A 13285-nucleotide genomic window follows, 5' to 3' on the forward strand; every position below is an offset into this window, starting at 1 on the left:
CCGGTCCGGAAATGTCGAATCCGTTGCCTGGCACGGTGATTGCGCATCAGGTGAACAGCGAACCGGTGCGCGGGTTGATCAGGAACGGTACGCCGTTCACGAAACACGCACTGCCGGTGTTGATTCCGACGCGATGCACCTCGATGTCGAGTCGTCCCACCGAAACCTGACCGTCAGGTGCGAATTGACGCACCTCGATGGCGTGCCAGCCGACGTTGCCGGGCGTCCAGAGCACCTGCGGGTCGCTGTTCGCGTCGAGGGTGACCGGCTGCAACTGTATTCCGTTGTCGGTGATCTCGTACCGGCTGTCCGCCGGGTTCGTGATGCCCGCCATGATGGTCTGCGGGCACCCCATCACCGGACCCTCGCTGCCGGTGTTGTAGACGATGATGCCGACGATATCCGCGGCGGCGTTCGGCATAGCGGGAAGTAGGGCCGCCACGGAACATGCCGCGACGGCCAGACCACGCCGGAGAAGCTCAACTGTCATGATGCGGATCCCTTCGGTGAGATGTTCATCGATCAGGGTCGTGCCGTGTCAGCAGCCGTCGGCTTTCGCCTTCGCGTCATTGTCCAACACGGTGGCGGTGGCCCCGACAGCGCCCCGACCGCGAACTCGGCGCCAAGGCCGTCAAGGCCGAAATGCCATGGGGCTGAACCACACTCGCTCACGAACCGGGACCAGGTGCTCGGCCTGCACCGAAACGACTGTGCGGACACTCGCGGTGGTGCCCCAGACGGGAGTCGAACCCGCTAACGGCCGCTTTAGAGGCGGCTGCTCGGCCGTCGAGCTGCTGGGACTGTTGGGGTTGACCGGCACACCACCGGACACCCCATCATGACCGATCAGGCTGTGTCCGGGTCGTCGATCCGTTCCCGCAGTTCGATGTTCGCGATTTCGTTTCTGGCGGCCCGGTACTCCTCGACCGTCAGGGAACGCCCGAGTTCGTCCAGCGTGCGCAGCACGAACCGTTGCGTGCTGACGCGGCGGTTCAGGTCGTCGAGCGCGGCGGCCTGCCGCCAGACCTTGCGTTGCAACCAGCGCGTGGCCGTCGGCAGATCCCCGGCGAGTTGGTCGCGCAACGCGTCCCGCTCGGCGGCTAGCTCGACGAGCTGCGCGCGCAGGTCGCTCAGCTGAGCATCGACGGAAATAGTCATATTCTCACCTCCCCTCGTTCAGCGAAGGCGAGAGGAAGATGGGCGACCAGCCGCCGGGCGGCCGGTTCGAACGCGGCGGCCGTCAGCGCACCGCCGAGATCGGGCTCATGCACCCTGACCAGCCGGTGGCCGGCCGCAGCGGCATCCGCGCACAGCCAACCGAGCGCCAGCTCATCGGGCGCGGCCAGCACCACCAACACGTTCGAGGTGACGTGCCAACCGACAATCAGGTCGGGATACGCGATAGCAAAGTCGAATGCGGCGTGCGCCGCCTGCGCGATCTGCGCCCCCGGCGCCAGATCTGCACGGGTGACAAGGTAGAGGCGGCGGGGAGAAACCTAACGGTGTGGCACGAGATCAATGGTAGCCCAGCGAGGTCTACCGCGCCCGTGAATTTCCGGTTGGCAAACTGAGCGGTCCCGCGAATTCCACTGTGCCGCCGTCGAACACGACCACAACGCGCCCGCCGACCGCATCCGAGGACTTGGTCGCCGGTCCGCGCGCTGGTCAACAGCGTAGGACGACGACGGCGCGCCCCGATGGCGTGTGGGCCTCGTCGAACGTGGTGCGTTCGGCGATGGGGGCGGCGACGGGGCGACGGTCGAAGATCACCAAAGTGCCGGTGTCCAAACCCAATCCGTCGAGATAGCCGTCGATTTGGGCCAGTCCCTCGGCGAGTGGATCGGTCTGGTTGGCGGCCCAGACCTTCAACTCCAGCGCCTCGCGCTGTTCTACGCGCTGGCCGTCGGCATTCCGGTACGGCTGCCGGATCAACAGGTCGATCCGGCCACGCCCCACCCCGACCTCGCGATCAACGAACCCGGCTCCGTTCACAATCCGATGCAGGTACGCCATCAACACCAGTTGCGCGGCAGCCTCGTGGTAGTTATCCCGGGTCGCCAGCACATCACCGTGCTGGATCCAGAACGTGACGAACTCCCGCAGCAGTCGCGGGAAATCGATTCGGCCATCAGGGAACCGGAAACTCGACGGTTCGGCAGTGATCACCGATTCGGTGCGACCACCCAGCACCCGCACAATCACTTCCTGATAGATCGGATTCGCGAACCGCAACTGCTTACCCCGTGCGATCAACCCCAAATCCCGGACATACCCCATGTCGTCATCGAAGGTGAGGTCCACGTTCGGCTCGGCACCGGCGATGATCGGCTCGAGTACCCGCTGCACCCTCGGCTCGTTCAACTTATCGATCAACGAATCCAAATGCGTCGCCCGCGCCAGGATCAACCGCTCCTTCGCCTGCTCCACATGATCGATCGTGATCGTCTCCCGCACCCGCATCTTGAAGGTGATCTCCCACGCCAGGGCATTCACCAACCACGGCTGACCCTGGGTGTAGTAAAACGCCAGATCGATCGCCTTGTCGTCGAACTCCTGCCCGGTCTCGGCCGTGTGCTGCCGATACAGCTGGCACACCTCGGACTTGGTGAAATCCCCCACCCGAATCGACTCGATCTTGATATTGAACGGACTCGAAGACCCCAACCGCTTCGGATCCCCACCCGAGGCCGCCTTGTAATCCCGCACATCCCGCAACCCACACAACACCACCGAATGCGGGAACTTCTGGCGACTCAAGATGAACCCCGCCCGCAATTGCCGCAGCACTGCGAGCAGTCCGTCACCCCGCAGCGCATCGATCTCGTCGAAGAACAGCACCAGCGGACGAGGACACTTGGCCACCCATGCGCCCAACGCCGCGTGCAGCCGACTCCCCGCCGACGCGGCTGGCCACGGATCCGGTGGCAGGAACTCCGGCGCCAAACCCTCGTTCTCGGCAACCTGGCGAATCCCGCTCAGCACGGCATCCTCGACCGCGCCGACATCGTCACCGAAGGCCGCACCGAATTCACACGTCACACACAACGCCAGGAAACGACCCTCCGCCGTCAGCTCCCGCGACAACCCCAGTAACGATGTCGTCTTACCCGTCTGCCGCGGCGCGTGAACAACGAAATAAAACCCGAAATCGATATACGCCCGAGCATCGGGCAACCGCTCATCGGCGGGAATCATGTAATGCAGGTCCGGCAAGCACGGACCAACCGTGTTGAAGTACCTCACCGGCACACCGTACCCGGCACACGATCGTCAGTGTGCGGTTGAGCTGCTGAGGCGCCCCGCCATCGACGACTGTCTAGGCGATAGCTCATCCGGCAACGATGCCGTAATCCTCGCCGAACCATACCCAGTCCGGATTCCGGCTGTACGAATCGAGGGTTCGGGTGACGCTGCGGCGCGAGGTGGGCCAGGGGTCGCCGTAGGTAATGGTGCCCGCGTCGGCGTCGAAGCCGTAGATGACCTGTGCGTGCCCGCCCCCCGCTGTCCAGGCGATGCCGGTGAGGATGGGCCGGTTCGCGGAGATTTCGGTGACCACCTGGGTCATCGAGAGCGGTGCGCCTACCGCGGCGGTGAAGCCGATTTTCCGGAAGGCCGCGGCGATCTGTTCGAGCGAGGCCGCCGCGTTGGGGCAGCCTTCGGCGGTCGCGCCGTGCACCAGTTCGCAGTATTCGCGTTGGCCGATAGGGCGATTCAGGTATGTGGCGATGGACGATCCGTTGGCGGCCCAGCACCACTGGTCCTCGGTCTGGATCTGCTGGAGATACGGCAGGATTCGTGCGCCGGATACGGCGATTCGCGGTTCCGGGACCGGGGGCAGATTCGGGGTGACGACGAGGCCGTGCGATCGCGCGGGATCGGCGCTCGCGACCCCGCCGGATGCGATGACGACGAATACTGCGATGACGTTAAAAAGAAGTTTCCATTTCAGTCGCACACCGCCTCCTTTTCCACGGAAATGTCCGAAATTATGCATGCATCCGAAGCGGGCGCAACTCGAACGGCTCGAATCACACCGACAGGCTGGCATTTTGCACAAGTTTCTTTATCGTGGATTGTATTCGACTCCGGATCATAAAATTCACGGAGATTCTATATTGACCGGAGCGCCGCCGGTCTGGAACACTCTCGACTCATTCCATTCGGAAGTTTGATCGGTCAAGGATCTCTTCCCATTTCGCTCCGCAGCGGGCCGATCATGCATGTCTGTCGTCGTCAGGAGGAATCTTGCAGTATTCGCGTTTATCCGCCGCGCTCGTCCTCGCGGTGGCGATCGGACTCATGGCCGACGGCGCCGCGGGCGCCGAACCGGGTGCGCCGGAGGTGAAACATCACGCCTTCGGCCTCGATCGCGGGGCCGCGCACGACAGCCTCGGCCGCGACACGACCGTCGGCCTCGCGTTACCGGTCGACGTCGGTGCGGCGGGCACGCCACCCGCTTCGTATTCGTTGCAGCGGTTCGCCTTACCCGCGGGCGATCAGGGGCCGGTCGGGTCGTGTGTCACCTGGGCGACGGGCTATACCGGATACGGCATTCTGATGAACGAGCAGCAGATCGGCGGCGGGCCGCAGGCGCCGATGTACATCTATTCGCAGATCGCGAAGGGCGACGACACCGGAACCTATGCGGGCGTCGCGCTGCCGCTGGAACAGCAGCAGGGCATCGACACGAAATCCGACTATTGGCAGGGCGATTTCGACTACACAACCCAACCCGATGCCGCGGAACGAGCGAACGCCGCACATTACAAACTATCCGGAGCGAAAGACCTTACCAAAGGCGATATCGTCACCAATATCAAACAGGCAATCGCGTCCGGCCTGCCGGTACCCTTCGGATTCGATGTCAGGGAAAGTTTCGAGAATTTGGACGCCACCAATTATCAATACAATCCGTCGCCCCGGGAAAGGATTCTCGGCGGGCACGAGGTCACCATTGTCGGATACGACGCGAACGGTGTCACCATCGAGAATTCATGGGGCGCGAGCTGGGGCCACAACGGCTTCTTCACCGCACCCTGGTCGTTCATAACCGGCCGAGATGTCAACGAGATCCATTCGATGGGCCGGTTACTTCCTGCCTGACCCGATGCGGACCGGATCGGCAGGCCGGACCCCTGGACGCATCAAATAACTCGGCGCGAGCCGATCCGGTCCCATAGATATTCGTCGTGCTCGCGATCTTCGCGATAGTAGCGCTGGGTGAGTGTCGTGAGCCGGTTGATTTCGGCGACCGTGGCCGCATGGCTGGCGGGCTTACCCGATCCTCGTCCTGGACCGGGCACACTGATCATGTGTCGTACAGTTGTATGTGGACGTAGCGATTCGACGGGTCCCGCTCGTCGACGGTGACGACCCGGTGGACCGACTGTCCGTCTGGGTTCCGGTAGACGTCGTCGGCCTGCAGGATCGATGGTGAGGTGTCCAGCGGCGGCCCCGCGATGGTGGTCTCGGTGACGCGGTATACCTTGTTCAGCTGCGCCGAGAATTTCGATGCGGTCAACAGCAGGGTGAGGCCCTGCTGATCGGTGGATAGCGCGAGTTGGTACAGCGTGTCGATCCCGCGCTCCGACCGGGCGTCGAGAACGGTGACGCCCTGTGGGATGACGATTCCGCCGAATTCAGCAGCCTCCCTGACAATGTCGGTGACCGCTGGCGTTCTGGTTCGCTGATCTGCGTCCCGGTGTTCACCGCCGCAGCCGGTCATGCCGACCACGATAGCCATCAGAGCGGCGAGTGCACCGGCCAGCCTCATTTGCCGGACTCCGCGCGTCGAATATGTCATCGGGTGGGATCACTCCTGTCGCCGTCTCGGCTGTCGTGCGCGCCGGGCAGGTTGATCGGCCCGGTCGACGGTACCGTTCCCTCGTATCGTCGGATCCCGCTGGATCCATCGACGTCGTATTCCCGCGCCAGGCCCGCCGTGTGCAGCGCTCCCATGCGCTTGTCCGAGACCGTGACGCCGGCAATTTCGGTGCTTTTGTCTCCGTCCCAGTTGTACCGGTCATGCACATATGCCTTGTACTCCACGGTGATTCGTGGCTCTGCGCCGTCGGCCGGTTTGTGGACTGTCACCACACCGGTGGCCGACAGTTGGATGCCGCCCATCGCGAAAAACCAGTCGTCGCTCAACGTCCGGGTGATGTAAAAGCCACCGGGCAGCCACTGCGACTGGAATTGCACCGGGTTGTCGTAATTCTTGCCAGCCGACGCTTCGCTGGTAACCCTTGGATACATCGACGGCGAAATCAACCACTTAAACCCCCGCGTTTGCGCGATATACAGACTAACCAGCGCGGTCGCAGCTTAACACAGCCTTACGCGGTGCCTTCGGTTCGAGCCAGCACCTGCAGACAGCCTGCCCTGATACCGAATTAGCTTGTGCCACATCGAAAATGGCTGTGGCCACATCCATCGGTGCGTTGCCTCCGTTGTTCCACGGCGTCGGATATGCGGCCACGATCGAGCACAAAGCTAAGGCCGAATTTCATTGCTTTGCAACGGAATTCGGCCTATTCGGTGCCTGGATCGGTCAACGACCGGTGTCGTCGGCAACGTGGAGGGCGGCCATCACCTCATCGCGGCGGACAAGATATGAGAACAGCGGATTCGGGTTTTCGACCTTGTACATGAGTTCGTGGAGTAGATCGCGTTCGGTCGGGGTTATCGGGATCTGTCCATTCGCGAGGGATGCGGCCAAAGTGTCGACCGCGAGCTCGGCACCGGCATGTTCCCACAGCTCTTCGATCGACCGTGTGACGTCTTGATCGAGGCGCCGGCCGTGAGCGTCGAGCCTGTCGCGCAGGCTGTCCAGCAAAGGCTCGAACCGCTCCTGCCACCACTGCGTATTCGCTTGCATCTCAGCCCAATACGACGCCGGGAGATCAGGATCGGGTGCGGTGACGACCTCGCCGGTTGCCATCCGGGATCGGAGCGAACAGTCGAGGATGCGGCCGTCGAAGGTCCCGATCATCACGCGATAACCGGTGTAGGCCAATGACAGTGGCTCGACGGCGATTCGATGCACGCCGAGTCGGAGTGTCTGACGCCAGCGTACGGACCCATCGGCGGAATCGAGCGCGACGATCTCGCCGGAACCGAGGCCCGCGAGAATCAGGTCTTCGACGAGTTCCAGCGCTGTAATGGGGACGTCCGCGGCGAAGACCCACTCCGCTTCGCCGTCCGGCAGACGTCGCCGCACGACAAAGGTGTTGCCGGGCAACAGCCCTCGGCCGTCATGGACCTGTCCGGCGTGCACTATCGCGGTGCCGATGTCATCGCGCACGTACAGTCCGGGACCACCGAAGAGGTGTTTGTCGCGGCGGGTATCCCATTCCAGCGGGAACAAGCGCCGCACCCGCGGGTGCGCGCCCTCGCGCGGATCGATGGCGACGATCCACTTCTCGAGATGCGGCTCGGTGTCGGAATCACCTCGCAGGAAATAGAATTCGGGTGCATAGCGGATGTCGAACCAATGGTTGAACAGGTCGTATCCGCCCAGTCGAACCTCGGCGACCAGATCTCCCTCGGGCGAAATCAGCTGAGTGTCCGGTCCGGCGCCGCGGCTCGAGTGGTCGCTGTCGCGGAGGGCCACCCAGCCGTCGACGGTGCTCGCGGCGACGACCGGATGTCCGGGCGCGAATTCTGTTATCGGCACACCATTTTCGAGGGATATGCGTTCAACGGCTCGTGGCTGCCGCCGCCATCCTTCGCCCGCGACCCAGCGTTGCGGTGCGTCGGGTACCACCCACGCCGAATCTTCGTCGGGCGACACCACGATTTGCCTGCCGCCGCCGTTGCCGGGGATCGACCACGCCCGCTCGCCGCTGGGCAGCCAGCACTCCAGCGTCGTTCCCTCTAGCGCGGCGAGGACCCGGCGGTCGCTCCACGATTGCAGCGCCCATATCGACCGGCGCGGCGACCAGCGTGTTCCCCAGAATTCGTAGTCGCCCGCGCCGAGGGAGGTAACACACTGATCCGGATCCGGCGATCGCGTATCGACTTTCAGGTCAGCCTGATCCGTCGGCGAAATCATGCCGTCTGTGGCGGTCGTCCAATCGTCTCGCGCGAAGAAGGCGAGGAATCCGTAACTATGCGCGTCCTCGTCGTCGAAGTCGTCCTGCGGCGCGAGAGTCGCCTCCAACAATCGCGCGTCCCGCCACCGCACCCGGCGCACCTCACGACTTCCTTCGAGGATCGAAACGGTCTTGCCGGTCTCGAGATCGAACAGCAGCAACTCGCCCTCGAAGTAATATCCACCGTCGTAATCGCCGGTACCAACGGCCAGCAGCGGCAACTCGGGATGGAAATCCAAAGAAAGAACCCGATATCGCACCGGAACCACATGCAAGCACACCAGGCTCCCCTGCCGATAAACCCCCACCCGATGCCGCCGTCGCCCACCACGCACGTCCCGCCCCAGCCATTGCGCGGCACCGAGGTCACCCCCAAGGGCAAACATCCCGTGCCGAACCGATGCGATACCAACGACCGGGCAACCGATCTCGGCGAACGGCCCATCCCCCAGGACCCGCCGTATCGACAATTCCTCCTTCACCTGACCAGCATCTCAGGCCAGAAGAAATATCCGTCGCCACGGGCCGGCGCCCGCCCAACGCTCACCACAAGGAAACGACTTGGGGCCGCATCAGCCAGGCTTTCGTCTGCCGACCGAAGTGGGCGAACACCGACCGCCTATCGAGTGCGCTGCCTACGATCGAGGGGGATGTGGTTCGGCGACGGGATCATTCGGCTATGGCGAGCGGGGCAGGCCAGTCGGCGCCGCGGGGTGTACCGGCAAGGCCGATCCACGAACGGCAGTTGGACGATGACATGGTGCGCCTGCAGCGGGCCGCGGCGGTGAGTCATCGACGCGGGCAGATCGTCGAAGCCGTCCGGGTGGACGCGGCGGTCCTGCTCGCCATCGCGGGTATCGCGGTCACCCTTGTCGGACAAGGGCGTTCGGCGATGCCGATCATCGGAGCGGGGTGGTTCGTGTTGTCCACATTCCTGCTCAAACGTCAGGCAAGCGCGGCCACGCGGCAGTCCGCGCTGCTGCGAGAGATGTTCGATACCACGCTGTTTCATATCCCGTGGCGCGCGACCGTCGCAGGCGATCCGGTCGGCCAACCGGATATCTCCAGACTGGCTCGCGGACTCGCGCGGGGTTCGGCGACGGATCGGCAGATCACGAACGGCTGGTACGACTCGACGGCGGGCGTGCACCACCCGTACGACATCCTGATCACGCAGGAGCAGAACCTCGGCTGGGATGCTCGATTACGCCGTCGATACGTGGCATTCGTCCTGTCCGCCGCAGTCGGGTGGAGCGTAATCGGCCTGGTGGCTGGGATGCTCATCGGACATGCGACGATCGCGGATATCCTGCTCGGCTTCTTCGTTCCGTCGCTCGCCGCTTACCAGATCGCCGTCGATATCGTGGCGGGTCAGCAGCGCGCGGTGGCCGAGCGGGAACGGCTCAATCGCATTGTGACCGAAGAACTTCGCCGCGCCCGGCCAGGCCCGGTCAGCGATACCGAATGGCGTCGGGTCCGCGGGCTCGCCCGCGACGTCCAGGACGGAATTCTGCGAACTCGCATGGATGCCAATCATTTACCCGAGTGGTTCTATCGGCGCTACCAACAGCACGACGAAAGGGATTTCGCCGATACCGCCCAAGCACACCGCCATCGCCTGGCGGCGAAATGACCACGAGGGATACTGCTGGGATGACGGACAGTGTGGCGGACTTTCCAGAGGCCGGCGATGTCGATTTCGACGAGAACCAGAATAAGATCGTCTACGACGGCGCGCGTTGGGTCGCGATGGAGGAACCCCCGGAGGCGGATCCGCGAGCACGGATCCGCCACGATCCCAACTGAATTCAGCTCGAACGGTTCTTGGCCTGGGCCCGCCAGAGCGCGCGTTCCTGCGCCGCACGCGTGTATTTCTCTGCGGCCATGAGTGTTTGGATCCAGAGTGCCCAGGTGCGCATGGTGTCGCCATGTGCTTCGCCCAGCACGCGGCGGCGACGCTCGAGCAATGCCTCGACCTCCTCCGGCGAGATACCCTCGAGCTTCGCCCGCACCGCGCACAGTTCGTGCGCGGCCAACAGGGTGAGCCTGTCGTCCGCGCCGTATGTCTCGGTGAGTACGGCATGCGCCGCACGGAGCAGATCCCGCGCTTCGGTGAGTTCACCAGCCGTCCGCAGATCCTGGGCCAGGCTCACGGCCGATTGCGCCGTCGCGGGGTGCTGCTTTCCCAACGCCTCCAGGCGCAGGCGGTACACCTCACGATTCTGAGTCAGGGCCGCGGAGTGGTCACCGCGCGCACGCAGGTCCAGGCCGAGCGCATGAGCGGAGGCCATCGTGTCGGCGTGGTGTTCGCCGAGCTCGGCGACCATCCGCGCGTGGGTGTCGGCGTCGAGTTCGGCGGCGGCGCGAATATCGCCGCTCTCGCGCAGCTCCGCGGCATGGTTGTGGGCGGCGATCAGCGTATCCCGGTGGTCGCGGCGCAATACCTTTCGGTGCGATTCGAGTAGTTCGGCAGATGTCGGAAGGTCGGACGGCGGTGACCATGCCTTGGCGAAGCGCCTGCCCGAAACCGCGTTCTGGGCCGCGACAAGAGTCGCCGGATCGTCGGCTCCATATAGTTCCTCACTCAGGGTGTAGGCCTCGATGTGGAGTCGCAGCGATTCGTCGTAGTCACCACGGTGATAGTGCACCTGTGCGAGGCGGCTGATCGCCGCGAGCGCCGGTTCCGACCGTGGGCCAGGATCGACCGCCCACCGCTCGTGGGTGTGCCGCGCGAGGGACAGCGCCGTGTCGAGATCATTGCGGGCGACCAGATATCCGATGATGTCCAGCAACAGTGCGCGTGCGTCCGCGTCGCCGCCGGCCAAGTCCACCTCCAGTGCGTGCGGCACCAAATCATGGAACCTCGGCCAGCTGTCCGGATCTCGTGGATCCCCGGTCCGGCAGCGCGCGACCGCGGTGCGCGCTGCCACCTTCGCGCGGGCCCGGGCATCGGGTGCGGTGCGGTCGCGCACGAACGCCGACAGCAGCGAATACATCCGCGGTGACCCATGCTCGATCCGGAGCAGGCCGCTCGCGATGGCTCGTTTCACCAGCGGATCGAGCCCGAACGCATCCCTGGCCTCAGCGGCGAATCGCGGGTACACCGAAGCGGGTACGGCGGTGAGCACTTCCCGCGGAATGGGTGCGGCGGCCAGGAACGCGAGGAATTCGATCACCTCCGCGGCCGCGGGATCGGTCTCGGCGAGGTGTTCGAGGGCGAGGCGCCAGGTAGCCCCGAGCGACCCCGGGATGGTTCCGTCGACCGTGGACAGCACCCGGACCGGTTCGTCACGAACTTGATTCGCGTACTCGGTCAGTGACATGAGCGAGTCGACGAGGAAGTGCGCGGCCTGATCGACCGCGGCGGGCAGATGCTCCAGAGCCTCGGCGAGATCACCGAGCCCGGATTTGTCCCCGAGGATCTCGGTCAGCAATTCGATCGATTCGGCCGGATCGAATGGACCGATCTCGCAACGCTTTGCGATCTTCGTCCACCGCGGATCCCGTGAAGTGATCAACACATGTACCCCTGGCAGCCGCGGCACGAACTGCAGACACGTATCCATATCCGGTGCGCCGTCGAGCACATAGAGCCACGGACCGGTCTCGGACAGATGCCGAAACAGCTTGGTCCGCAGCAGATCCGCGTCTTTGGCGGGCAGCAGGCCGAGCCGAGCCGCGGTATGGGCCACGGCCTCGGGGAGCAATTCCGGCCGATCGGCGGCCAACCAGACCACACCGGTGAATTCGGCCAGGTGCTGATGCGCGTATTGGATTGCCAGCTGGGTTTTCCCGATTCCGGGCAACCCGTGGAGCACCAGCACGGCCCCACCCTCCGCGGTTCGCAGACCTTCCAATTCCGTTGGGGCAGCGCGGCTTACCGCAACGGGCTGCCGATCGGGCAGTTCGAGGGCGCTGGAACGCGAAGTCGGCGTGTCGGCCGTTACACGGGTGCCATTATCGGACCGTGTAGGAGCATTGCCGAACTGGGCTGCCGCCCGGGCCGCGACGCCGAGGAACCATTCGATTGCCGTTTCACCGCCGATCTCCCAGGCGGCCAAGATCATCGCCTCTGCGACCAGCGCGAGCTGGTATTGCGCGCGCCATTCGGCGAGCATTCCGCGTGTTCCGCCGTAGTTCACTCCGGACTCGTACATTCCGCGTACCAGCTCGAGCGCGATCGGAGGCAGCCACTCGGCCTCATAATCAGGATAATCAGGCGATACAACAAGATTCGCCAGTTCCTCGCGCGCGGGCGGGGAGAGTTCGGACAGATAGCCCGCCAGGGTGGTCAACAACAGATACGCTGGGTCTGCCGCGAGCGAACGGTGCTCCCTCGCATAGATCAGGTCGATGAGCTTGAAGACGCGCGGATCGTCGGTCACGAGCAGGTTGCCCGAGTGCAGATCCCGGTGCGCGTAACCACGCCGCACCCGCACGTTGGCCGCGCTCGCTCCGAATTCGTCATAGACCAGCGCCAACGGGTTGGCGAATCCATCCACCTGGGCGTCGGTCGGTCGACCGTCCGGGGTGAGCAGGCGACGTCGCACGGCCCAATCGATGTCGAAGCGGTCATGCAACTCGTCGCGCAGCAGGGCCCCCACCGTCGTCCGTTCCGCTCGCCGATTCGGATTCCACCCGTGTAGAAGGGCAGTGACGATCAGCGAAAGTCGTTCTGCCACTTGTTTGTTGGTTCGATCGCGAGCGATCGCCTCGGTCAGCGTCGACACCCCGGACATATCGTCGAAGGCGACCGCTTGAAACTGTACGGAGCCATCGTCGGCCAGTGTGATCGGATCGCCGATCGGTTCGACCAGGTGTCTGTCCCGGAATTCGGCCGGTGAATTCGCCCAGACAGTCCGGTGGCGGCGTGGCTCAGGGGATAGCTTCCTCGGCTCGTACTTCATGATGGCCTTGCCATCGAATCCCGGGCGCGTCAGGTAGACCGTCAGCAGGCGGGCATCGGTGAACCCATGACCTGACCATCCGGCGTACTCCAACTCTATATTGCTGTGCCACAACGCGGTTTGCATCTGATACCGATGATGCTCGGCGAAGCTCGCGAGCACGTGTTCATCGCACACCCTGTCGAAAGATACGTCGTCGCGATCAGATCGCACCGCTGCCTCCGAAACCCGGACAGCTCATGCGGGTCAGCGTACAGTCGCTGCCCGAGCACACGAGAGGTTACG

Annotated in this window: 13 protein-coding genes; 3 read left to right on the plus strand and 10 right to left on the minus strand. The window is 64.1% G+C overall.

The window, feature by feature from the left end:
* Positions 1-46: 46 nt before the first annotated feature.
* The 5 genes from F5544_RS24310 to F5544_RS24330 form a co-directional block, all read right to left on the minus strand.
* A complete protein-coding gene (locus F5544_RS24310) occupies positions 47-490 on the minus strand; it encodes a hypothetical protein (RefSeq protein ID WP_167475332.1) in 444 nt (147 codons plus the stop codon).
* Positions 491-846: 356 nt separating this feature from the next.
* Entirely contained in the window at positions 847-1158 is a 312-nt protein-coding gene (locus F5544_RS24315; protein ID WP_167475333.1) for a hypothetical protein, read from the minus strand.
* On the minus strand, positions 1155-1457 hold the full coding sequence (locus F5544_RS47590) for a hypothetical protein (RefSeq protein ID WP_428847179.1): 303 nt from the start codon (positions 1455-1457) through the stop codon (positions 1155-1157). Before F5544_RS47590 ends, F5544_RS24315 begins: the two co-directional genes overlap by 4 nt.
* A gap of 208 nt (positions 1458-1665) precedes the next feature.
* Positions 1666-3243 carry an ATP-binding protein gene (locus F5544_RS24325; RefSeq protein WP_203217332.1) on the minus strand — a complete coding sequence of 526 codons (1578 nt, stop codon included), beginning with the start codon at positions 3241-3243 and terminating at the stop codon, positions 1666-1668.
* Positions 3244-3328: 85 nt separating this feature from the next.
* A complete protein-coding gene (locus F5544_RS24330) occupies positions 3329-3955 on the minus strand; it encodes a papain-like cysteine protease family protein (RefSeq protein ID WP_167475335.1) in 627 nt (208 codons plus the stop codon).
* A gap of 290 nt (positions 3956-4245) precedes the next feature.
* Between F5544_RS24330 and F5544_RS24335 the strand changes: the two genes are divergently transcribed.
* Positions 4246-5103, plus strand: coding sequence for a C1 family peptidase (locus F5544_RS24335; protein WP_203217333.1), 858 nt, complete (start codon positions 4246-4248; stop codon positions 5101-5103).
* 41 nt (positions 5104-5144) lie between these two features.
* Here F5544_RS24335 and F5544_RS24340 read toward each other — a convergent pair whose 3' ends face one another.
* The 4 genes from F5544_RS24340 to F5544_RS24355 form a co-directional block, all read right to left on the minus strand.
* Positions 5145-5312 carry a hypothetical protein gene (locus F5544_RS24340; protein ID WP_167471236.1) on the minus strand — a complete coding sequence of 56 codons (168 nt, stop codon included), beginning with the start codon at positions 5310-5312 and terminating at the stop codon, positions 5145-5147.
* A complete protein-coding gene (locus tag F5544_RS24345) occupies positions 5309-5773 on the minus strand; it encodes a hypothetical protein (protein ID WP_167475336.1) in 465 nt (154 codons plus the stop codon). Before F5544_RS24345 ends, F5544_RS24340 begins: the two co-directional genes overlap by 4 nt.
* A gap of 26 nt (positions 5774-5799) precedes the next feature.
* Positions 5800-6270, minus strand: a complete 471-nt coding sequence (locus tag F5544_RS24350) for a hypothetical protein (protein WP_167475337.1) — start codon at positions 6268-6270, stop codon at positions 5800-5802.
* Positions 6271-6550: 280 nt separating this feature from the next.
* A complete protein-coding gene (locus F5544_RS24355) occupies positions 6551-8332 on the minus strand; it encodes a hypothetical protein (protein ID WP_167475338.1) in 1782 nt (593 codons plus the stop codon).
* A gap of 440 nt (positions 8333-8772) precedes the next feature.
* Between F5544_RS24355 and F5544_RS24360 the strand changes: the two genes are divergently transcribed.
* Together F5544_RS24360 and F5544_RS24365 are read left to right on the plus strand one after the other, a co-directional pair.
* Positions 8773-9726, plus strand: a complete 954-nt coding sequence (locus F5544_RS24360; protein ID WP_167475339.1) for an S-4TM family putative pore-forming effector — start codon at positions 8773-8775, stop codon at positions 9724-9726.
* A 20-nt stretch (positions 9727-9746) separates the two neighbouring features.
* Positions 9747-9899, plus strand: a complete 153-nt coding sequence (locus F5544_RS24365; RefSeq protein ID WP_167475340.1) for a hypothetical protein — start codon at positions 9747-9749, stop codon at positions 9897-9899.
* Positions 9900-9901: 2 nt separating this feature from the next.
* Here the strand turns inward: F5544_RS24365 and fxsT are convergent, their stop codons facing one another.
* A complete protein-coding gene (gene fxsT, locus F5544_RS24370; RefSeq protein ID WP_167475341.1) occupies positions 9902-13213 on the minus strand; it encodes an FxSxx-COOH system tetratricopeptide repeat protein in 3312 nt (1103 codons plus the stop codon).
* Between the last annotated feature and the right edge of the window lie 72 nt (positions 13214-13285).

The organism is Nocardia arthritidis, assembly GCF_011801145.1.
Taxonomy (GTDB): domain Bacteria; phylum Actinomycetota; class Actinomycetes; order Mycobacteriales; family Mycobacteriaceae; genus Nocardia; species Nocardia arthritidis_A.

Excerpts from the sequence above, each read along its gene's own strand:
- F5544_RS24310 (WP_167475332.1), bottom strand. The coding sequence starts at position 490 with ATGACAGTTGAGCTTCTCCGGCGTGGTCTGGCCGTCGCGGCATGTTCC.
- F5544_RS24315 (WP_167475333.1), bottom strand. The coding sequence starts at position 1,158 with ATGACTATTTCCGTCGATGCTCAGCTGAGCGACCTGCGCGCGCAGCTC.
- F5544_RS24340 (WP_167471236.1), bottom strand. The coding sequence starts at position 5,312 with ATGATCAGTGTGCCCGGTCCAGGACGAGGATCGGGTAAGCCCGCCAGC.
- F5544_RS24345 (WP_167475336.1), bottom strand. The coding sequence starts at position 5,773 with ATGAGGCTGGCCGGTGCACTCGCCGCTCTGATGGCTATCGTGGTCGGC.
- F5544_RS24360 (WP_167475339.1), top strand. The coding sequence starts at position 8,773 with ATGGCGAGCGGGGCAGGCCAGTCGGCGCCGCGGGGTGTACCGGCAAGG.
- F5544_RS24365 (WP_167475340.1), top strand. The coding sequence starts at position 9,747 with ATGACGGACAGTGTGGCGGACTTTCCAGAGGCCGGCGATGTCGATTTC.